20 protein-coding genes are annotated in these 20,198 nt (G+C 50.3%); 8 read left to right on the plus strand and 12 right to left on the minus strand.

What is annotated here, in order from left to right; genetic code table 11:
* Window positions 1–143: 143 nt before the first annotated feature.
* Genes ACJHW7_RS08825 through fadK form a run of 5 tightly spaced genes read left to right on the plus strand, consistent with a single transcriptional unit; the run spans window position 144 to window position 5,198 of the window.
* Window positions 144–908: an electron transfer flavoprotein gene (locus tag ACJHW7_RS08825; protein ID WP_000692154.1), complete on the plus strand. Its 765-nt coding sequence runs from the start codon at window positions 144–146 to the stop codon at window positions 906–908.
* A gap of 19 nt (window positions 909–927) precedes the next feature.
* Window positions 928–1,866 carry an electron transfer flavoprotein subunit alpha gene (locus ACJHW7_RS08830; protein WP_021556859.1) on the plus strand — a complete coding sequence of 313 codons (939 nt, stop codon included), beginning with the start codon at window positions 928–930 and terminating at the stop codon, window positions 1,864–1,866.
* Between the two features lie 55 nt (window positions 1,867–1,921).
* A complete protein-coding gene (locus ACJHW7_RS08835; RefSeq protein WP_021556860.1) occupies window positions 1,922–3,211 on the plus strand; it encodes an FAD-dependent oxidoreductase in 1,290 nt (429 codons plus the stop codon).
* Window positions 3,208–3,501, plus strand: a complete 294-nt coding sequence (locus ACJHW7_RS08840) for a ferredoxin family protein (RefSeq protein WP_021556861.1) — start codon at window positions 3,208–3,210, stop codon at window positions 3,499–3,501. Before ACJHW7_RS08835 ends, ACJHW7_RS08840 begins: the two co-directional genes overlap by 4 nt.
* Before the next feature lie 56 nt (window positions 3,502–3,557).
* Window positions 3,558–5,198: a medium-chain fatty-acid--CoA ligase gene (gene fadK, locus ACJHW7_RS08845; protein WP_021556862.1), complete on the plus strand. Its 1,641-nt coding sequence runs from the start codon at window positions 3,558–3,560 to the stop codon at window positions 5,196–5,198.
* A 50-nt stretch (window positions 5,199–5,248) separates the two neighbouring features.
* Here the strand turns inward: fadK and ACJHW7_RS08850 are convergent, their stop codons facing one another.
* From ACJHW7_RS08850 to ppsA, 5 genes are all read right to left on the minus strand, one after another.
* Window positions 5,249–5,992, minus strand: a complete 744-nt coding sequence (locus ACJHW7_RS08850; RefSeq protein ID WP_000160968.1) for an SDR family oxidoreductase — start codon at window positions 5,990–5,992, stop codon at window positions 5,249–5,251.
* A gap of 12 nt (window positions 5,993–6,004) precedes the next feature.
* Window positions 6,005–6,484: a YhcH/YjgK/YiaL family protein gene (locus ACJHW7_RS08855; RefSeq protein WP_021556863.1), complete on the minus strand. Its 480-nt coding sequence runs from the start codon at window positions 6,482–6,484 to the stop codon at window positions 6,005–6,007.
* 10 nt (window positions 6,485–6,494) lie between these two features.
* Window positions 6,495–7,454 carry a 2-hydroxyacid dehydrogenase gene (locus ACJHW7_RS08860; protein ID WP_021556864.1) on the minus strand — a complete coding sequence of 320 codons (960 nt, stop codon included), beginning with the start codon at window positions 7,452–7,454 and terminating at the stop codon, window positions 6,495–6,497.
* A 35-nt stretch (window positions 7,455–7,489) separates the two neighbouring features.
* Window positions 7,490–8,890 carry an anion permease gene (locus ACJHW7_RS08865; RefSeq protein ID WP_001278076.1) on the minus strand — a complete coding sequence of 467 codons (1,401 nt, stop codon included), beginning with the start codon at window positions 8,888–8,890 and terminating at the stop codon, window positions 7,490–7,492.
* Window positions 8,891–9,379: 489 nt separating this feature from the next.
* Window positions 9,380–11,758, minus strand: coding sequence for a phosphoenolpyruvate synthase (gene ppsA, locus ACJHW7_RS08870; protein WP_000069369.1), 2,379 nt, complete (start codon window positions 11,756–11,758; stop codon window positions 9,380–9,382).
* A gap of 332 nt (window positions 11,759–12,090) precedes the next feature.
* On the opposite strand from ppsA, the gene ppsR reads away from it, so the two are divergent.
* The 3 genes from ppsR (at window position 12,091) to hemP (ending at window position 14,450) form a co-directional block, all read left to right on the plus strand.
* Entirely contained in the window at window positions 12,091–12,924 is an 834-nt protein-coding gene (gene ppsR / locus ACJHW7_RS08875; protein WP_000368046.1) for a posphoenolpyruvate synthetase regulatory kinase/phosphorylase PpsR, read from the plus strand.
* Window positions 12,925–13,080: 156 nt separating this feature from the next.
* A complete protein-coding gene (gene aroH / locus ACJHW7_RS08880; RefSeq protein WP_001082226.1) occupies window positions 13,081–14,127 on the plus strand; it encodes a 3-deoxy-7-phosphoheptulonate synthase AroH in 1,047 nt (348 codons plus the stop codon).
* Between the two features lie 131 nt (window positions 14,128–14,258).
* Complete coding sequence (gene hemP / locus ACJHW7_RS08885) at window positions 14,259–14,450, plus strand: hemin uptake protein HemP (RefSeq protein ID WP_001270809.1); 192 nt, start codon at window positions 14,259–14,261, stop codon at window positions 14,448–14,450.
* A 3-nt stretch (window positions 14,451–14,453) separates the two neighbouring features.
* Here the strand turns inward: hemP and selO are convergent, their stop codons facing one another.
* The 7 genes from selO to ihfA form a co-directional block, all read right to left on the minus strand.
* Window positions 14,454–15,890, minus strand: a complete 1,437-nt coding sequence (gene selO / locus ACJHW7_RS08890) for a protein adenylyltransferase SelO (RefSeq protein ID WP_021556865.1) — start codon at window positions 15,888–15,890, stop codon at window positions 14,454–14,456.
* A 62-nt stretch (window positions 15,891–15,952) separates the two neighbouring features.
* On the minus strand, window positions 15,953–16,666 hold the full coding sequence (ydiV, locus tag ACJHW7_RS08895) for an anti-FlhDC factor (RefSeq protein ID WP_021556866.1): 714 nt from the start codon (window positions 16,664–16,666) through the stop codon (window positions 15,953–15,955).
* Between the two features lie 246 nt (window positions 16,667–16,912).
* Window positions 16,913–17,377 (minus strand): NlpC/P60 family protein, encoded by a 465-nt coding sequence (locus ACJHW7_RS08900; RefSeq protein ID WP_001209780.1) that lies wholly within the window; start codon window positions 17,375–17,377, stop codon window positions 16,913–16,915.
* Between the two features lie 77 nt (window positions 17,378–17,454).
* On the minus strand, window positions 17,455–18,204 hold the full coding sequence (gene btuD / locus ACJHW7_RS08905; RefSeq protein WP_000029466.1) for a vitamin B12 ABC transporter ATP-binding protein BtuD: 750 nt from the start codon (window positions 18,202–18,204) through the stop codon (window positions 17,455–17,457).
* A complete protein-coding gene (btuE, locus tag ACJHW7_RS08910; RefSeq protein ID WP_001154167.1) occupies window positions 18,204–18,755 on the minus strand; it encodes a bifunctional thioredoxin/glutathione peroxidase in 552 nt (183 codons plus the stop codon). Before btuE ends, btuD begins: the two co-directional genes overlap by 1 nt.
* A gap of 62 nt (window positions 18,756–18,817) precedes the next feature.
* Complete coding sequence (btuC, locus tag ACJHW7_RS08915) at window positions 18,818–19,798, minus strand: vitamin B12 ABC transporter permease BtuC (RefSeq protein WP_000956516.1); 981 nt, start codon at window positions 19,796–19,798, stop codon at window positions 18,818–18,820.
* A gap of 100 nt (window positions 19,799–19,898) precedes the next feature.
* Complete coding sequence (gene ihfA, locus ACJHW7_RS08920) at window positions 19,899–20,198, minus strand: integration host factor subunit alpha (protein WP_001229265.1); 300 nt, start codon at window positions 20,196–20,198, stop codon at window positions 19,899–19,901.

Genomic DNA, 20,198 nt, shown 5'->3' on the forward strand with positions numbered 1-20,198 from the left:
AGCGATCGCATTTTTTTTGCAAGATTGTTGGCAAGGAAAACAGCTTGCTCCGTCGAAAACCCCGCACCGCTATCGCACACTATTTTCAGGCCATTTTTACCTTCCATCGGAGATGGTTCCGTATGCGACTCACAGGAGAAATCATGAAAATAATAACCTGCTTTAAGCTGGTGCCTGAAGAACAGGACATTGTTGTCACTCCAGAATACACCCTGAATTTCGACAATGCCGACGCCAAAATCAGCCAGTTCGATCTCAATGCCATTGAAGCTGCAAGCCAGCTTGCAACAGATGACGATGAGATAGCCGCGCTGACCGTTGGCGGCTCATTGTTGCAGAACTCGAAAGTGCGCAAAGACGTGCTATCCCGCGGGCCGCACAGCCTGTATATGGTGCAGGATGCACAACTTGAGCATGCACTGCCTCTCGATACCGCAAAAGCGCTGGCGGCAGCAGTTGAAAAGATCGGCTTCGATTTACTGATCTTTGGTGAAGGTTCCGGCGACCTTTATGCCCAGCAGGTTGGCTTGCTGGTCGGAGAAATTCTGCAACTTCCGGTGATTAATGCAGTGAGTGCTATTCAGCGTCAGGGCAATACACTGGTGATTGAACGCACGCTTGAAGATGACGTTGAAGTTATTGAACTCTCTGTTCCAGCCGTGCTCTGCGTCACCTCCGATATTAACGTGCCACGCATTCCTTCGATGAAAGCCATTCTCGGCGCGGGTAAAAAACCGGTAAATCAGTGGCAGGCAAGTGATATTGGCTGGAGCCAGAGCGCACCACTTGCTGAACTGACCGGCATTCGCGTACCGCCGCAAACAGAACGTAAGCACATCATTCTCGATAACGATTCGCCGGAGGCCATTGCCGAGCTGGCGGAACATCTGAAGAAAGCCCTGAACTGAAGCCTACGGAGAAGAAACGATGAGTCAATTAAACAGCGTCTGGGTCTTTAGCGATAATCCTGAACGTTATGCTGAACTGTTTGGCGGCGCTCAGCAATGGGGCCAACAGGTGTATGCCATTGTACAAAATACCGACCAGGTGCAGGCAGTTATGCCTTATGGTCCAAAATGTATTTATGTTCTTGCGCAAAACGACGCGCTGCAACGCACTGAAAATTACGCCGAAAGCATTGCTGCTCTGCTGAAAGATAAACACCCCGCTATGTTGCTACTGGCCGCGACGAAACGTGGTAAAGCGCTGGCAGCACGGTTAAGTGTGCAACTGAATGCGGCGCTGGTGAACGATGCCACGGCGGTGGATATTGTCGATGGTCACATTTGCGCCGAACACCGGATGTATGGCGGGTTAGCGTTCGCTCAGGAAAAGATCAACAGCTCGCTGGCGATCATTACCCTTGCACCCGGTGTTCAGGAACCGTGCACCAGTGATACCTCTCATCAGTGCCCGACAGAAACGGTACCTTATGTTGCTCCGCGTCATGAAATTCTCTGTCGCGAGCGCCGTGCGAAAGCGGCAAGCAGCGTGGACCTGAGCAAAGCAAAACGTGTGGTTGGCGTCGGTCGTGGTCTGGCAGCGCAGGATGACCTGAAAATGGTCCACGAACTGGCGGCGGTGCTGAATGCTGAAGTCGGCTGTTCACGTCCAATTGCCGAAGGCGAGAACTGGATGGAGCGTGAACGTTATATCGGTGTCTCCGGCGTGTTGCTGAAATCCGATCTCTACCTGACGCTGGGGATCTCCGGGCAGATCCAACATATGGTTGGCGGCAACGGCGCAAAAGTGATTGTCGCCATCAATAAAGATAAAAATGCGCCAATCTTCAACTATGCCGACTACGGTCTGGTGGGCGATATCTACAAAGTCGTCCCTACCCTGATTAGCCAGTTGAGCCGCTAATTCCCCTTTCAACCACATCTCCCGCTGTAAACGCAGCGGGAAGGGAGCATAACGCATGTCGGATGACAAATTTGATGCCATTGTGGTCGGTGCGGGCGTTGCTGGTAGCGTTGCCGCACTGGTCATGGCACGAGCCGGGCTGGATGTCCTGGTGATAGAACGCGGCGACAGTGCCGGATGTAAAAACATGACCGGCGGGCGTCTTTATGCCCACACACTTGAAGCAATCATTCCAGGCTTTGCAGCATCAGCGCCGGTAGAACGCAAGGTCACACGCGAGAAAATCTCCTTCTTAACCGAAGAGAGCGCCGTTACCCTCGATTTTCACCGCGAGCAACCAGATGTTCCGCAACACGCATCTTATACCGTATTGCGTAATCGTCTGGACCCGTGGTTGATGGAACAAGCCGAGCAGGCGGGCGCACAGTTTATCCCGGGAGTTCGCGTCGATGCGCTGGTTCGTGAAGGAAACAAGGTCACTGGCGTCCAGGCTGGGGATGATATTCTCGAAGCGAATGTGGTGATTCTGGCTGATGGCGTTAACTCGATGCTTGGCCGCTCGCTGGGAATGGTTCCCGCTTCCGAACCGCATCATTACGCTGTTGGTGTTAAAGAGGTTATTGGCCTCACACCAGAACAGATCAACGATCGTTTTAATATTACGGGCGAGGAAGGTGCCGCCTGGCTGTTTGCCGGTTCCCCTTCTGACGGTCTGATGGGTGGCGGATTCCTCTATACCAATAAGGATTCCATATCGTTGGGGCTGGTTTGTGGATTGGGTGATATCGCCCATGCGCAAAAAAGCGTGCCGCAAATGCTGGAAGATTTTAAACAACACCCCGCCATTCGCCCGCTGATTAGCGGCGGCAAACTGCTTGAATATTCCGCGCATATGGTGCCGGAAGGCGGTCTGGCAATGGTGCCGCAACTGGTTAACGAGGGCGTGATGATCGTTGGTGACGCCGCAGGCTTCTGCCTGAATTTGGGTTTTACGGTCCGCGGCATGGATTTAGCCATTGCATCGGCTCAGGCTGCCGCCACAACGGTGATCGCCGCCAAAGAACGCGCGGATTTCTCCGCCAGCAGTCTTGCGCAATACAAACGTGAGCTGGAACAAAGCTGCGTCATGCGTGATATGCAGCATTTTCGCAAGATCCCGGCGCTGATGGAAAACCCGCGCCTGTTTAGCCAATACCCACGAATGGTAGCCGACATCATGAACGAGATGTTCACCATTGACGGCAAACCAAACCAGCCGGTACGCAAAATGATCATGGGACACGCGAAGAAAATCGGGCTGATCAATCTGCTGAAAGATGGCATTAAGGGAGCAACCGCGCTATGAGCCAGAACGCTACGGTTAACGTTGATGTCAAATTAGGCGTCAATAAATTCCATGTTGATGAGGGCCATCCACATATTATTCTGGCGGCAAATCCCGACATCAAAGAATTTCAAAAATTAATGAAAGCCTGCCCTGCCGGACTTTATAAGCAGGATGACGCCGGCAACATTCATTTTGATTCTGCCGGTTGTCTGGAGTGCGGCACCTGTCGGGTGCTGTGCGGTAACACTATTCTCGAACAGTGGCAATATCCCGCAGGCACCTTCGGTATTGATTTTCGCTACGGCTAATCATGCATCCCACAGGCCCGCATCTCGGGCCTGATGTTCTGTTTCGAGAGTCCAAAATGAAAGTGACATTAACGTTTAACGAACAACGTCGTGCGGCGTATCGTCAGCAAGGGCTATGGGGCGATGCTTCGCTGGCCGATTACTGGCAGCAGACCGCTCGTGCGATGCCAGACAAAATTGCCGTGGTCGATAATCATGGAGCATCGTACACCTATAGCGCGCTCGATCACGCCGCGAGCTGTCTGGCAAACTGGATGTTAGCGAAGGGTATTGAATCAGGCGATCGCATCGCATTTCAACTGCCAGGCTGGTGTGAATTTACCGTTATCTATCTTGCCTGCCTGAAAATCGGTGCGGTTTCCGTGCCGCTGTTGCCTTCCTGGCGGGAAGCAGAACTGGTGTGGGTGCTCAATAAGTGTCAGGCAAAAATGTTCTTTGCACCGACGTTGTTTAAACAAACGCGTCCGGTAGATTTAATCCTGCCGCTGCAAAATCAGCTTCCACAACTACAACAAATTGTCGGCGTGGACAAACTGGCTCCCGCCACCTCTTCCCTCTCATTAAGTCAGATTATCGCCGACAATACCCCACTGACCACGGCGATAACGACCCACGGCGATGAATTAGCTGCGGTGCTGTTTACCTCCGGAACCGAGGGTCTGCCAAAGGGCGTGATGCTAACGCATAACAATATTCTCGCCAGTGAGCGGGCTTATTGCGCGCGGCTGAATCTGACCTGGCAGGATGTCTTTATGATGCCTGCGCCACTCGGCCACGCAACGGGCTTTCTGCATGGCGTAACGGCACCATTCTTAATTGGCGCTCGCAGCGTGTTGTTAGATATTTTCACTCCTGATGCGTGTCTCGCGCTGCTTGAGCAGCAGCGTTGCACCTGTATGCTCGGCGCAACGCCGTTTGTCTATGATCTTTTGAATTTACTAGAGAAACAACCCGCAGACCTTTCAGCGCTGCGCTTCTTTCTTTGCGGCGGTACCACAATCCCCAAAAAAGTGGCGCGTGAATGCCAGCAGCGCGGCATTAAATTATTAAGTGTTTATGGTTCCACAGAAAGTTCGCCGCATGCGGTGGTGAATCTCGATGATCCTTTGTCGCGCTTTATGCACACCGATGGTTACGCTGCCGCAGGTGTAGAGATTAAAGTGGTCGATGACGCACGCAAGACCTTACCGCCAGGTTGCGAAGGTGAAGAAGCCTCGCGTGGCCCCAATGTGTTTATGGGGTATTTTGATGAACCTGAATTAACCGCCCGTGCCATGGATGAAGAAGGCTGGTATTACAGCGGCGATCTCTGCCGCATGGATGAGGCTGGCTATATAAAAATAACCGGGCGCAAGAAAGATATTATTGTCCGCGGCGGCGAAAATATTAGCAGCCGTGAAGTGGAAGATATTTTATTACAGCATCCTAAAATTCACGATGCTTGTGTGGTTGCAATGCCCGATGAACGCTTAGGTGAACGTTCATGCGCTTATGTCGTGCTGAAAGCACCGCATCATTCATTATCGCTGGAAGAGGTGGTGGCTTTTTTTAGCCGTAAACGGGTCGCAAAATATAAATATCCTGAACATATCGTGGTAATCGAAAAACTACCGCGTACTGCCTCAGGTAAAATACAAAAGTTTTTGTTACGGAAAGATATTGTTCAACGGCTGGAACAATCATGCGTTGAGGCATAAGTCATAAATAATAAAGCACCTTATACGCAAGGTGCTTTATTCAATCCCGATTAACCACGTCCGACATATGGCATATTATTTGCCATAATCGTTATTTCCAGCACATTCGTGGTTACTGGCAATTGGGCCATCATCTGAATGGCTGCTGCAACATCAGCAACATTCATCATATCTTCCGCTTTAATAGCGCCATCTGCCTGATAAACGCCCTTACGCATCCGATTCGATAATGTCGTTTCCGCATTGCCGATATTAATTTGCCCGCAAGCGATATTAAATTTGCGACAATCCAGGGAAATGGCCTTGGTCAACCCGGTAACAGCATGTTTCGACGCCGTGTATGGCGCAGTATAGAGGCGCGGCGTCAGTGCGGAAATCGACGCATTGTTAATAATACGTCCTCCCATTGGCTGCTGCGCTTTCATAATTTTAATCGCCTCTTTCGAACACAAAAATGTCGAGTGAATATTGGCGTTAAATACGCGTATCCACTCAGTAAACTCAACCTCTTCAATACTTTTTGCCGGACTATTATTGCCCGCATTATTGAACAAGAGATCCAGTCGACCAAAACGAGCCTTAATCTCGGCAAATAGTGCAACGACAGCGGACTCATCCGTTACATCAGCAACCAGAGGAATAAAGCGTTCCTTGGCTAATTCTTGTGCACATTGCTGTAAGGTTTCTTCGTTACGCGCGGCAACAATAACAGTATATCCAATGTCATAGAGCGCCCTTGCTGCCGCGTAGCCGATACCTTTACTTCCCCCTGTCACCAGGGCAATTTTTGTCATAACCAGCTCCACCTATAATAGACTCATGTCGATTTTCACGACTGTTTTTTTGATTTTCTCCACGTTATCGACTTTATAACATGCCCGATGTACCTCTTCCGGGAAGACCACCACAAACTGTCCTGGTGTCAACGTGATTATCCGATCATTAATACGTTCATCAGCATAAAAAATAACGTCACGGTCGCCCAGGTGGCTTTCTACAACCGAGTTTTCTCCATCATCAAAATCCACACAAACCCGCTCTTCTCCGGCAATTAAGAAATGGACATCAAGATATTTACGATGAACTTCTGGTCGGCATTCATGTAGTGGTTTAGTCATCGGTTCAACCACGGTATAAAAAATTGAGTCATCCTGAATAAAAACCTTCTCCCCTACAGGAACACTATTCAGATCATGTTGTGAAAGATACTCAATGACACGAGCGATGACAGGATGAAATGTTCGTTTTTGTTGTTCACTAAGATAAGTGATATCACCATAAATCATATTTTCCGCCTTATTGAGTAACAGGGGTAATAACTGGCTGTCCGCTAAAGAAAGCCTGTAAGTTATCAAAAACCAAATCCGCCATCGCATTAAACGTTTCGCTCGTACCACTGGCGATATGTGGCGTAAGGACAACGTTATCCAGCGACATTAATTGTTCTGGCACATGTGGTTCGTTGGCATAAACGTCCAGTGCCGCACCAGCAATTATGTTATTTTGCAGAGCATCAATCAGATCAGTTTCGTTCACCACTGAACCCCGGGAAATACTGATCAAATGCCCGGTCCCCCCCAGAGCCTGCAGCACAGTTTTGTCAATAACGCCGCGTGTACTTGCCCCGCCTGGCAGCGTCAGAACGAGGAAATCCACCGCTTGCGCCAGAGAAACCAGCGAATCATGCGCCGTCCATCCAGGTTTGTTATGCGGTTTTGGGTCGAAATAGTGAATTTCCATTTCAAATGCTGCTGCACGGCGGGCTACAGCGTTACCAATGTTCCCCAGACCAACAATTCCGCAACGCTTACCACTCACTTTCGTCGCCATCGGGAAACGCCCTTCGTTTGGCCAACGGCCGTCACGAACATAACGATCGGCAATGTTAATACGTCGGGCAACATTGAGTAACAACGCCATGCCAATGTCTGCAACACAATCATTAAGCACGCCAGGGGTGTTGGTGACGATAACGCCATGCTCCCTTGCTGCCACGATATCAATAGGGTCATAGCCCACACCGTTGCTGGCAATAATCTTCAGATTCGGAAATTTTTCAATGAGCGCCCGAGAAGCTCCCATTACCGGATTACCACTGGTCACCAGCGCCTGAATATCCGGCGCGATCTGCGTGTAAAAAGCGTCTGCGTCGGTCAGTTCCCACAGGCGATATGCGGTGAAGGTAGATTCAACTTTAGCCATTAAGCGGTCGCTTAATTTGCCGACGATCGCCACCTGAATATCTTTTAAGTTCATACACTATTCCTTGATTGATGTTTGCCGCAGACCACTTACCACAGGCCAAGAATTTTCCACCACACCGCCCCCAGTCCGAACCAGATGACAATGTTCAACAACATGACGATAAAGCCCAGCCGCCACCATTCTCGTTGCGAGACATAGCCTGCGCCGTAATAGATCACTGCGGGTCCGTTGCCATAATGCGAAATGCCGCTCATCAGGTTAGTGACGAACGCCAGTGACAGAGCTGCCATCATCGGCGGTGCGCCTGCAGCAACCGAGACGCTGCCAAAAGCGGCATACATCGCCACTACATGCGGCGTACTTCCGGCAAAGAAATAGTGGGAATAGCAGTAAACTATCAGCAAAACCGTCAGTGTTATTTCCCAGGGAATGCCGGTGAACAGCGCCGAGGTTGTGACGGCAAACCATTTGAACAGGCCAAGCTGATTGAGCTTATCTGCCATACAGATCATGACTCCCAGCCAGACCAGAATGTCCCAGGCCCCCTTCTCTGACTGCACATCCTGCCAGGTGATAATCCGGGTCATCAACATTAAACAGACGCCGGAAAGCGCGACAGCCGTCGCATCCAGGCCAGTCCATTTCGATGTACTCCAGGCCAATAATGAAAGCAGGAAAATGCCAATCGTCACGCGCTCATCACGGGTTACCGGCCCCATTTTGATAAGTTCTTCCTGTGCCAACGCTTTGGCTTCTGGCGTCTTTTTGATCTCTGGCGGGTAAAGTTTGTAAATGACCAACGGCATAGTGATAAAAGCGATAATGCCCGGTACCAGTGCACTTAGCGTCCACATCCCCCATGAGATATCAACAAATAAGGTGCTGGCCGCCAGAGATACAATTAGCGCATTTGGCGCGCTGGCCGTCATAAACATCGAGGATGAGAGACAGTTGGAATGGAACACCGTCTGCATCAGATAAGCGCCGATTTTACGCGGCCCTTGATCCGGTTCAGATCCAAAGCTGTTAGAGACACTGCGAACAATCGGGAACAAAATCCCCCCTGCTCGCGCTGTGTTTGATGGCGTTGCGGGCGCGATAATCATATCACTTAGCGCTAAGGTATAACCCAGACGCAACGAGCTGCCGCCAAATCCGCGAATCAGTAAATAGGCGATACGTCGTCCTAACCCCGTTTTGATGAATCCTTTCGCGTACAGGAATGCGGCGACAATAAGCCATACCGTGGTGCTGCTGAAACCTTTTAAGGCTTCGCTGGTTTTCATCATGCCGGTAAGCATAATAAAACTGATGGCTATTAACGCGATAGCGCCTACCGGCAACGGTTGCAGAATAAACGCCACCACAGTGGTGATGAATATTGCCAGAATGTGCCAGGTTAAGGGTGTTAACCCGTCGGGGACGGGGGAAAACCATATAGCGAGTGCGACAATCGCACAAATCAGGACTTTCAAATAGCAACTCATATGCAATCCCTGTAGCTGTTTCCCTCCGCTCGTGGAGGGAATTTATCCTGTTTTCTGTACAGCCAGACAAATCAGAAAATCGGCTTTAGTTCGAATAAATTCTCTGAATTACATAATCTGCGCTTATGTCTGAATAACGGTGCGGTAATTTTTCATAGCCATATCTCTTTTTATGCTGTGGTTGAAGACAGTATAAAAACGGGACTCGCCAGTGACTTCGTGCAATCCAACGAACTCTGGACGAAAAAATTACGCATATGCTTAAGGAAATTGACGAGTGGTCACATTCGACTTTGAGAAAAAATGGTATCGAGAATTATTCTGTGGAGAAGATCTCAAACGAATTAAAATCAGAAAGAACACCAGCCAATTATTCAGATGATGCTCGGAAGCTTTTTATATTGCACGAGCGCGTTTGCCTGAAGTAGGTTGTTAAAAGGTGGGGATATAGAAATGGACCCGGCGACAAAACGCCGCCGGGTATTTATTTTATTTCTTCAGTTCAGCCAGGCTTAACCAGGTTTGCACCACGGTGTCCGGGTTCAGAGACAGGCTATCGATCCCCTCTTCCATCAACCATGCGGCAAAGTCTTCGTGGTCGGACGGACCCTGACCGCAAATCCCGACATATTTGCCCTGTTTCTTCGCGGCACGAATCGCCATCGACAGCAGTGCTTTCACCGCATCGTTGCGCTCATCGAACAGTTCAGACACCACGCCAGAGTCACGATCCAGACCGAGCGCCAGCTGCGTCATGTCGTTTGAGCCAATTGAGAAGCCGTCGAAATATTCGAGGAACTGCTCGGCCAGCAAGGCGTTGGACGGGATTTCACACATCATGATGATTTTCAGCCCGTTCTCACCACGTTTCAGCCCCTGACGCGCCAGTTCTTCAACCACCGCTTTCGCCTGATCTACGGTACGCACGAACGGGATCATGATCTCAACGTTGGTCAGCCCCATGTCGTTGCGCACACGTTTCACTGCTTCGCACTCCAGCGCGAAACAGTCGCGGAAGCTGTCGGAAATATAGCGTCCCGCGCCACGGAAGCCGAGCATCGGGTTCTCTTCATCTGGCTCGTAACGCTCACCACCGACCAGGTTGGCATATTCGTTCGATTTAAAATCAGAGAGACGGACAATGACGCGCTTCGGATAAAACGCGGCACCCAGCGTCGCGATCCCTTCAGTCAGACGACCAACGTAAAATTCACGCGGAGAATCAAAACCTTTCATCATCTCGCGGATTTCGTTTTGCAACTGCGGTTCCTGATCGTCAAACTCAAGCAGTGCGCGTGGGTGGACGCCAATCATACGGTTGATGATAAATTCCAGACGCGCAAGTCCCACGCCTTCGTTCGGCAGACAGGCGAAGTCGAAAGCTCGGTCCGGGTTACCGACGTTCATCATCACTTTCAACGGCAGATCCGGCATCGTTTCTACGCTGGAGCTTTTCACGCTAAATTCCAGCAACTCCGCATAGACGTAACCGGTATCACCTTCGGCACAAGAAACAGTGACGTTCTCACCGTCTTTCATCCGTTCTGTTGCATCACCACAGCCCACTACCGCCGGAATGCCCAGTTCACGAGCGATGATCGCCGCGTGACAGGTACGACCGCCACGGTTGGTGACGATGGCAGATGCTTTCTTCATGATCGGTTCCCAGTCCGGGTCGGTCATGTCAGTGACCAGCACGTCACCAGGTTCGATGCGGTTCATTTCGCTGATGTCATGGATGACTTTCACCGGACCCGCACCGATGCGATGACCGATAGCACGGCCTTCGGCGATAATCTTACCCTGTGAATGCAGCGTATAACGCTCCATGACCTGACCGCGTGAGCGCACGGTTTCCGGACGCGCCTGCACAATGAACAGTTTACCGGTGTGGCCATCTTTCGCCCACTCAATATCCATCGGGCGACCGTAGTGTTTCTCAATTTGTACGGCCTGTTTTGCCAGTTCCTGCACTTCTTCGTTGGTCAGCGAGAAGATGTCACGCTGTTCCTGCGGTACGTCTTCGATTTTAACCTGCTTGCCGTGCTCCTGGGTCGGCGCGTAAACCATGCGGATTTTTTTCGACCCCATGGTGCGGCGCACGATAGCCGGGCGATTCGCCGCCAGTGTCGGTTTATGCACGTAAAACTCATCCGGGTTAACCGCACCCTGCACGACCATCTCACCAAGGCCCCATGCGGAAGTGATAAACACCACCTGGTCAAAGCCGGATTCGGTATCAATGGAGAACATCACGCCAGATGATGCGAGGTCAGAGCGCACCATCCGTTGAACACCGGCGGAGAGCGCCACACCACGGTGATCGTAACCCTGGTGCACACGATAAGAGATGGCGCGATCGTTAAACAGAGAAGCAAATACATGTTTCACTGCCACGAGAACGGCGTCAAAACCCTGAACGTTGAGGAAGGTTTCCTGCTGACCGGCAAAAGAAGCGTCCGGCATATCTTCTGCGGTGGCGGAGGAGCGCACCGCAAAAGAGGCATTTTCGTCATCGGCGGAAAGCTGTGCATAGGCTTCGCGGATGGCGTTTTCCAGCTCAGGCTGGAAGGGAGTGTCGATAATCCACTGGCGGATTTGCGCGCCCGCTTTCGCAAGCTGAGTAACATCGTCAATATCCGTTTTATCCAGCAGTTCATAAATGCGCTGGTTTACGCCGCTTTGGTCCAGAAACTGGTTAAACGCGTCGGCGGTTGTGGCGAAACCATTCGGAACGGAAACACCCATTCCGGAAAGGTTAGTAATCATTTCACCCAGGGAGGCATTTTTGCCCCCAACCCTGTCTACATCATTCATGCCGAGTTGGTTATACCAAAGCACCAGCGGTGACGAGCCATTGTTGGACATCGAACAATCCTTTTGTGATAAATGAACGGTTTGAGAAACACATTTCTGCGCATTTATCTTTGCATATTTAACCGGATGAAAAAAACGGTGAATCGTTCAAGCAAATATATTTTTTTACTTTTTAAGACTGATCCCAGCGTTGCGCAAATCTGCTCTCTTCGACAATTTCCACATAAACCATCGGTATAAACGAAACCATAAAAATGAAATGCTGTTTTCATAAAAAATAAAATTGAAGGTTCATTTTATAAACCAGACATAACGTTCTACGCTTCTGTGCGTTTTTAATTTATGCTTTCATAGAATTATGTCTGCATCACGGGAAGAACAAAATGGATAATGCTGTTGATCGCCACGTTTTTTATATTTCTGATGGTACGGCAATAACTGCGGAGGTATTAGGACACGCAGTAATGTCACAATTTCCCGTCACTATCAGCAGCATCACGCTGCCGTTTGTCGAAAATGAGAGCCGTGCACGGGCAGTGAAGGATCAGATTGACGCAATTTATCACCAGACAGGCGTGCGCCCGCTGGTCTTCTACTCCATCGTGTTGCCGGAGATTCGCGCCATCATCTTGCAAAGTGAAGGTTTTTGCCAGGATATCGTTCAGGCGCTGGTTGCCCCGCTACAACAAGAGATGAAACTGGATCCAACGCCGATTGCTCATCGTACCCATGGCCTTAACCCTAATAATCTCAATAAATATGATGCGCGCATTGCGGCGATTGATTACACCCTCGCCCACGATGACGGCATTTCGTTGCGCAATCTGGATCAGGCTCAGGTGATCCTGCTCGGTGTTTCTCGCTGTGGTAAAACCCCCACCAGTCTGTATCTGGCAATGCAATTTGGTATCCGCGCGGCAAACTACCCCTTTATTGCCGACGATATGGATAATCTGGTGCTACCCGCGTCGCTCAAACCGCTTCAGCATAAATTGTTCGGCCTGACTATCGACCCGGAACGTCTGGCGGCGATTCGCGAGGAACGTCGGGAGAACAGTCGCTATGCCTCGCTTCGTCAGTGCAGGATGGAAGTCGCGGAAGTGGAAGCCTTGTACCGTAAAAATCAGATCCCGTGGATTAACAGTACCAATTATTCGGTAGAAGAGATTGCCACCAAGATCCTCGATATCATGGGCCTTAGTCGCCGAATGTACTAAAGAACTAGTGCATTAGCTTATTTTTTTGTTATCATGCTAACCACCCGGCGAGGTGTGACACACCTCGCACTTGAAATCAGCAGCGATTGGTTTATCGTGATGCGCATCACTTCCCGGCAGTCCTGCCGTAGAAGCAACAAATTTCTGAGACTTGTAATGAACAGAACTGACGAACTCCGTACTGCGCGTATTGAGAGCCTGGTAACGCCCGCCGAACTCGCGCTACGGTATCCCGTAACGCCTGGCGTCGCCACCCATGTCACCGACTCCCGCCGCAGAATTGAAAAAATACTCAATGGTGAAGATAAGCGACTGTTGGTCATTATTGGCCCCTGCTCGATCCACGATCTCACCGCTGCAATGGAGTACGCCACCCGTCTGCAGTCGCTGCGCAACCAGTACCAGTCACGGCTGGAAATCGTAATGCGCACCTATTTTGAAAAACCACGAACTGTTGTCGGCTGGAAAGGACTAATCTCCGATCCAGATTTAAACGGCAGCTATCGGGTAAATCACGGTCTGGAGCTGGCGCGCAAATTACTTTTACAGGTAAATGAGCTGGGCGTCCCAACCGCGACTGAGTTCCTCGATATGGTGACCGGTCAGTTTATTGCTGATTTAATCAGTTGGGGCGCGATTGGCGCACGTACTACCGAAAGTCAGATCCACCGTGAAATGGCTTCGGCACTCTCCTGTCCGGTAGGTTTTAAAAATGGTACCGATGGCAATACGCGGATTGCTGTGGATGCTATCCGCGCAGCCCGCGCCAGCCATATGTTCCTCTCGCCAGACAAAAATGGTCAGATGACCATCTATCAGACCAGCGGCAACCCGTATGGCCACATTATTATGCGTGGCGGCAAAAAACCGAATTATCATGCCGATGATATCGCCGCAGCCTGCGATACGCTGCACGAGTTTGATTTACCTGAACATCTGGTGGTGGATTTCAGCCACGGTAACTGCCAGAAGCAGCACCGTCGCCAGTTAGAAGTTTGTGAGGATATTTGTCAGCAAATCCGCAATGGCTCTACGGCGATTGCTGGAATTATGGCGGAAAGTTTCCTGCGCGAAGGAACGCAAAAAATCGTCGGCGGTCAGCCGCTCACTTACGGTCAATCCATTACCGACCCGTGTCTGGGCTGGGAAGATACCGAACGCCTGGTCGAAAAACTCGCCTCTGCGGTAGATACCCGCTTCTGAATGCGTGCCCATTCCTGATGGGATGGGCATTTCTGCGCAACTTGTTGTCTTCTCAACACATTACTGCTTGCTCTGGTCAGCCATAATATTGATAATAAGAATCATTGTTATATCAATTATTATTAATTTTTATGCGTTATACGGATAGCAGAAAACTCACGCCTGAAACGGATGCCAATCACAAGACCGCTTCCCCGCAGCCTATTCGGCGAATTTCCAGCCAGACACTGTTAGGTCCGGATGGCAAACTGATTATCGATCATGACGGGCAAGAATATCTGCTCCGTAAAACTCAGGCTGGCAAGCTGCTGTTGACCAAGTAGCCTTTAACTCGAGCAGCTGACTTCCAGCCGTTTACCCCAGTCAGGTGGACGACTGACATAGTCATCATCTCTGTCGCTGAAAGGATTTCGCAACGCCTCATGCAGGCGGTGCAATTCCGTCATATCACCCTTTTCTGCCGCTTCAATCGCCCGTTGCGCCAACCAGTTGCGCAATACCAGAGCGGGGTTAACGCTTTGCATCAACTGCTGACGCTCACTATCGCTAACCTCGTCTTGTTGCAAACGCCCCCGATAACGGGCAAACCAGTCATCAAATGCCGCACGATCAATAAACTCATCACGTAGCGGTGACGCCGCGCTGTGCTGCTCGGTCAGACTCAGCATGCGAAATGTGCGGGTATAATCGCTGCGCTCTCGCGCCATCAGACTGAATAATTCATTCAGTAGCGCGTTATCCTCTTTTTGCTCCGTCATGAAGCCCAGTTTCTGCCGCATCCGTTGTCCATAATGCGTCAACAAAACCTGCTGATAGCTGTCCAGGGCCTCATTCAGGGCATCTACGGCAACAAATGGTGACAATGTCTGCGCCAGACACTGTAAATTCCACAACGCGACAGCAGGTTGATTATCAAAGCTATAACGCCCTTGATGATCCGAGTGATTACAAATAAAACCGGGTTCGTAATCATCAAGAAAACCAAACGGCCCGTAATCAAGCGTCAGCCCCAGCAGCGACATGTTGTCGGTATTCATCACCCCATGAGCAAAGCCGACCGTCTGCCATTGGGCAATTAACGATGCGGTACGTGCGACAACATCGCTAAACCAGAGACGGTATTTGTCCTCATCATCTTCAAGATGTGACCAGTAATGACGAATAGCAAAGTCAGCTAACTGACGAACCTTTTCCGACTCGCGGCGGTAGTAAAAATGTTCGAAATGACCAAAGCGCAGATGACTTGGTGCCACACGCATCAGCATCGCGCCTGGCTCCGCCGTTTCACGATACACTGGCGAATCGCTGGTGACGATACTTAACGCGCGGGTCGTCGGAATGCCCAGATAATGCATCGCCTCACTGGCGAGACTTTCTCGTATCGTCGAACGTAAAACCGCCCGTCCATCACCCATTCGCGAATAAGGCGTCAGGCCAGCACCTTTCAGATGCCAGTCCATTGTAGTGCCATCAGCAAGCAGTTGTTCGCCGAGTAAAATGCCGCGCCCATCACCCAGTTGGCCCGCCCAGACGCCGAACTGATGACCACTGTAAACCTGCGCCAGTGGTGACATACCAGGCAGTAGGGTTTCGCCGCCCCAGACACCTGCGCCATTTTTAAACAGCGACGATGGAATACTCAGCGTGTTAGCGAGTTCGGTATTATGCCAAATCAGCCGAGCATTATTTAAAGGCGTAGGGGAAAGTGCTGTATAGGTTGCTGGCAATTCATCGCGCCAGCGGGTAATAAAAGACAGGGTCATAGATCCTCCTGTTTGATAGTGTAGACGGTTACTCTCGTCTTAAACACCAGCAAACAGGAGGGTTATCGCTGAACCAACGTCGTTATCTGATTTATAGGAACGGCAGGCCACAGGCATCCCTGGAGAGCATGGAAATCGAAGGGGGTAATCTGTGCCAATATTTCTGTCGTATCAATGCCCCCCGCGATGATGCAATTGCAACAAGGGGAAATTTGCGCCTGGATCGCACGAATAAACGGTTCGAAGGAGCGATGCGTGATTTGTTGCTGAATAAAACTTTTATCCAGCATGACGCGGGTGAAAAGACCATCAAAAACCGCTTTCATTGTGCTATTGCCTGCTCCCAAATTACCTAACACAAGGGGATACATTTGCGATAAGGACAAAAGATCGCGATTATCTTTTCCTTCATTGAGATGCGGGTAATTCTCATTAATCAACAGTTCAATAAACGGATATTTTAATAGTTCGCCCGCGTAATTATCCCTGTCTAATAATAATGTAGCCACTTGTGGCGTTAAATTAAGCCAGGCAAAGAGTTTATGTTGAATAAAAAAATGTTGGCATGATTTTAGTAATTCCAACTGCTCTGAAAATAATTGCCAATGTTGCTCCGCGGTAAGTTGCGCTATAACCCGACTCGTCGGGATACGCACCGTGCCATCTTCACTGGAGAAATGGGTAATTAACTCAACGCCGACAAGGTCTTGCTGGTTATCTCTTATCGGCAGGAAATAGCAATCAGAATGATAAAGATTCTCCAAAAAAATCTTCATGGTAACCGTCCCTCTCGAAGGATGTTTTTCAGTATCCGGCTAAAAGGGATGAGGCCATAAGACATAACAATTACATAAGGAGTAACTTTCATTTGTTCCATGTTAACCACTTTTTCAGGGGTCCTTTTTTTAGATTATCCTGATTATAAACGAATAATCCATTTACGGAATTTTTGTCTGCAAAATACTACTGTATTCTGGAGTAAATGGACGGCGATGTATCATCGCCGTCCAATTTTCGACATACTAGATTCGTCTCGCCTGCCAGAAATTTTTCTGCCAATAGACATTATCAAGTGAGGAACGCATCACTCCCTTGCTGGTAGAGGCGTGGATAAATTGGTTGTTGGTATCGTAAATACCTACATGCAAACCATTTTGTCCGGAACCCGTTTTGAAAAAGACCAGGTCACCAGGCAGCAACTCGTCTTTATCAATTTGCGTGCCGATAGAGGCTTGTTCTTTGGTTTCTCGGGGCAGCTGTAAATCGAAACGATCGCGCATCGTCACAACCACAAATCCCGAACAGTCCACACCGCGCCGCGTCATGCCACCATAACGATACGGCGTGCCATGCCAGCTTTGTAGCTGGTCGTTCAAACCGGCAATAACGGTAATCGAATCAGAAAGTCTGGCATTTGGCGGCGGTGCTTTATGGTGGCTACACCCGGCCAGAAACAGTGCTGTGATCAAAATAAGGCAGAAACGCATTCCGTATGGTTCCTCTGTTTTTTATTCTTGCATTAATTTAGCGTCGTAATTACCCGATTTTCAAGATACTAATGAAATCAGATGGTCGAAATCAGCATTCTGTGACCTTCGATATCCAGACGGCGAAAATTCATCCCATAGGCCTGCGCCAGATTTGGCGGCGTGAGCACCTCTTCTCTGCGTCCACTGGCCAGCATTTTTCCACCTTTTAGCAACCACGCCCGATGCGCATGACGCAACGTGTGGTTTAGATCGTGACTGCTCATCACAATCGCCAGTCCTTGCTGACACAGCGCGCTCAGAATTTTGTCTAACGCACTTTGTTGCGCAACATCAAGACTGTTCATCGGCTCATCAAGAAGCAGCAATTGGCCTGCGGGATTGGCTTGTGGTGTGATTTGCAGCACCACCGCAGCAAGACGTACGCGTTGCCATTCACCGCCGGAAAGTTGATTGGTGCTACGTCCGAGTTTGTCATCAAGAGCCAGCGCCCCTGCGACATCATTCAGTAGTTCGGTACGCGTTTTATCGTGCTGATGCAGTGTCAGGTAGTGCCAGACCGGCATTGCAAACGGCGGCGTCTGCTGTTGTGAAAGATAGGCGCGATGCAGCGCGAGTTTTGTTGCGGACCATGCTTCCAGTGGTTGCCCCGCGAACTGAATGCTTCCCTTACCGCTGGTCATTCCGGCCATTCGTGCCAGTAAGGTACTCTTACCCGCGCCATTCGGCCCCACCAGGTGCAGGATCTCCCCAGCCCGAACCTCGCCAGAAAGCGGCCCCAGGCGGGTAGATTCCGCAACATCCTGTAACTGCATCACAATAGACATTATTTTGCCAACGCCAGTTTAATGCTTTCCATCACAATGGGATCTTCCGGCGTCATATCCGGGGAAAAACGCTGGATGACCAATCCGTCCCTGCCAACTAAAAATTTCTCAAAATTCCATAAAATATCATCAGGGTACAGCGGTGCACGACCTTTGCTGACCATACGGGCATAGAATCCGCTCTCTTCCGGCGCGACTGCGGTCGGCGCTGCGGCAATCAATTTTTGATACAGCGGATGGCGTCCTTCGCCGTTAACTTCAATCTTACTGAACATCGGGAACGTCACCCCCCATGTGGTGGTACAGTAAGTTTTAATCTCTTCATCGCTGCCCGGTTCTTGTTCCAGAAACTGGTTGCACGGGAATCCCAGCACCACAAAACCTCGATCGGCCCAGGCTTTCTGAATATTCTCCAACTGCTCATATTGCGGCGTTAAGCCACACTTTGAGGCGACATTGACAATCAACAGCACATTACCGGCGAACTTCTCCAGCGTGGTCACTTCACCGTCGATATCTTTCACTACGGTCGTCAGAATGGAATCTTGCATCGTTTCTCCTGGGTGTGGTCAGTAAAAATCTTAGCTTTTAATCATAGACCGTCTTTTTGCGGCTAACGTCCTGCTTTTAACAATAACCAGATAAACACCGGCGCACCCAACGTTGCGGTGACCACGCCAATAGGCAGCTCTGCGGCAGCTAATGCCAGGCGCGCTACAATATCGGCCAGCAGCAATGCGCTCGCCCCTGCCAGCGCGCAGCCGGGAAGTAATGCGCGATGATCGGTTAAACCACACAACCGGAGAATATGTGGGATCACCAGACCAATAAAGCCGATAGCACCCGCCAGCGCCACACTGACGCCAACCATCCAGCCGGTCGCTGCCACCAGCACATTGCGCCAGAACCACAGGGGTAAACCCAGTTGCCGCGCCGAGATCTCGCCAAGTGCTAACATATTCATCGGCCTGGACTGACAACAGATCCACAACAACACGGGGATCAATGCCAGCATCAGCCAGCTTTGCCGCCAGTCTACGCCGCCAAAACCGCCCATCATCCAGTACATCAGCTGACGTAAATCAACAGAGGTGGAAAAGTAGATAGCCCACGTCATTAGTGCGCTACAGATAATCCCTAATGCAACGCCAGCCAGCAATAACCGACTGGTCGAAAGATGACGACGGGCGAAACGTAAGAGTATTAAAGTGATGATAAGCGCGCCAGCAATCGCACACAGCCCTAGCGCCCAGTTGGGGAGTTGCCCTTGCCCAAGCAATACCGCGGCGATAAGCCCCACGCCTGCGCCGTTAGAGACGCCAAGTAGTCCAGGTTCTGCCAGAGGATTTTCAAACAACGCCTGCATTACAGCGCCGGATATAGCCAGCGCCGCACCAACCAGCAATACAGCCAGCGTACGTGGCAGGCGAATTTGCCAGACGAACAGTTCGCCACGAGGAGAAAACCAGTCACCTGGCGAAATCCATTGTTCACCGGCGCAAAGGCTTAAGAGAAGCGCCAGCAGCATCAAAACTGACAGGCATAATAACCAGCGAATATTTTGTCGCTGTTGTTGGCGGGCAAGTGTCAGCATGGTATCCGTTCTGCTGAAGTGTCATGGCGTTGATTTTACGGTGACTCTTCGACAGTGAAAAGAAAAAAGGCCGCAGAGCGGCCTTTTTAGTTAGATCAGATTACTCGTCTTTGGGCGAAGCGTTTTCGACCCGGCTTTTTAACTTCTGCCCGGGTCTGAAGGTCACCACGCGCCGTGCTGTAATGGGAATATCCTCGCCCGTTTTCGGGTTACGTCCCGGGCGTTGATTCTTATCACGCAGATCGAAGTTACCAAAACCAGAGAGTTTCACCTGTTCGCCGTTTTCCAGAGCGCGACGGATCTCTTCGAAAAACAGTTCAACCAGTTCTTTGGCATCCCGCTTGCTAAGCCCAAGCTTATCAAACAGATATTCTGACATTTCAGCTTTTGTAAGCGCCAT

Source organism: Escherichia sp. WS1152 (genome assembly GCF_046487665.1).
GTDB lineage: Bacteria > Pseudomonadota > Gammaproteobacteria > Enterobacterales > Enterobacteriaceae > Escherichia > Escherichia coli.

Excerpts from the sequence above, each read along its gene's own strand:
- ACJHW7_RS08825 (WP_000692154.1), top strand. The coding sequence starts at position 144 with ATGAAAATAATAACCTGCTTTAAGCTGGTGCCTGAAGAACAGGACATT.
- ACJHW7_RS08830 (WP_021556859.1), top strand. The coding sequence starts at position 928 with ATGAGTCAATTAAACAGCGTCTGGGTCTTTAGCGATAATCCTGAACGT.
- ACJHW7_RS08835 (WP_021556860.1), top strand. The coding sequence starts at position 1,922 with ATGTCGGATGACAAATTTGATGCCATTGTGGTCGGTGCGGGCGTTGCT.
- ACJHW7_RS08840 (WP_021556861.1), top strand. The coding sequence starts at position 3,208 with ATGAGCCAGAACGCTACGGTTAACGTTGATGTCAAATTAGGCGTCAAT.
- fadK (WP_021556862.1), top strand. The coding sequence starts at position 3,558 with ATGAAAGTGACATTAACGTTTAACGAACAACGTCGTGCGGCGTATCGT.
- ACJHW7_RS08850 (WP_000160968.1), bottom strand. The coding sequence starts at position 5,992 with ATGACAAAAATTGCCCTGGTGACAGGGGGAAGTAAAGGTATCGGCTAC.
- ACJHW7_RS08855 (WP_021556863.1), bottom strand. The coding sequence starts at position 6,484 with ATGATTTATGGTGATATCACTTATCTTAGTGAACAACAAAAACGAACA.
- ACJHW7_RS08860 (WP_021556864.1), bottom strand. The coding sequence starts at position 7,454 with ATGAACTTAAAAGATATTCAGGTGGCGATCGTCGGCAAATTAAGCGAC.
- ACJHW7_RS08865 (WP_001278076.1), bottom strand. The coding sequence starts at position 8,890 with ATGAGTTGCTATTTGAAAGTCCTGATTTGTGCGATTGTCGCACTCGCT.
- ppsA (WP_000069369.1), bottom strand. The coding sequence starts at position 11,758 with ATGTCCAACAATGGCTCGTCACCGCTGGTGCTTTGGTATAACCAACTC.
- ppsR (WP_000368046.1), top strand. The coding sequence starts at position 12,091 with ATGGATAATGCTGTTGATCGCCACGTTTTTTATATTTCTGATGGTACG.
- aroH (WP_001082226.1), top strand. The coding sequence starts at position 13,081 with ATGAACAGAACTGACGAACTCCGTACTGCGCGTATTGAGAGCCTGGTA.
- hemP (WP_001270809.1), top strand. The coding sequence starts at position 14,259 with ATGCGTTATACGGATAGCAGAAAACTCACGCCTGAAACGGATGCCAAT.
- selO (WP_021556865.1), bottom strand. The coding sequence starts at position 15,890 with ATGACCCTGTCTTTTATTACCCGCTGGCGCGATGAATTGCCAGCAACC.
- ydiV (WP_021556866.1), bottom strand. The coding sequence starts at position 16,666 with ATGAAGATTTTTTTGGAGAATCTTTATCATTCTGATTGCTATTTCCTG.
- ACJHW7_RS08900 (WP_001209780.1), bottom strand. The coding sequence starts at position 17,377 with ATGCGTTTCTGCCTTATTTTGATCACAGCACTGTTTCTGGCCGGGTGT.
- btuD (WP_000029466.1), bottom strand. The coding sequence starts at position 18,204 with ATGTCTATTGTGATGCAGTTACAGGATGTTGCGGAATCTACCCGCCTG.
- btuE (WP_001154167.1), bottom strand. The coding sequence starts at position 18,755 with ATGCAAGATTCCATTCTGACGACCGTAGTGAAAGATATCGACGGTGAA.
- btuC (WP_000956516.1), bottom strand. The coding sequence starts at position 19,798 with ATGCTGACACTTGCCCGCCAACAACAGCGACAAAATATTCGCTGGTTA.
- ihfA (WP_001229265.1), bottom strand. The coding sequence starts at position 20,198 with ATGGCGCTTACAAAAGCTGAAATGTCAGAATATCTGTTTGATAAGCTT.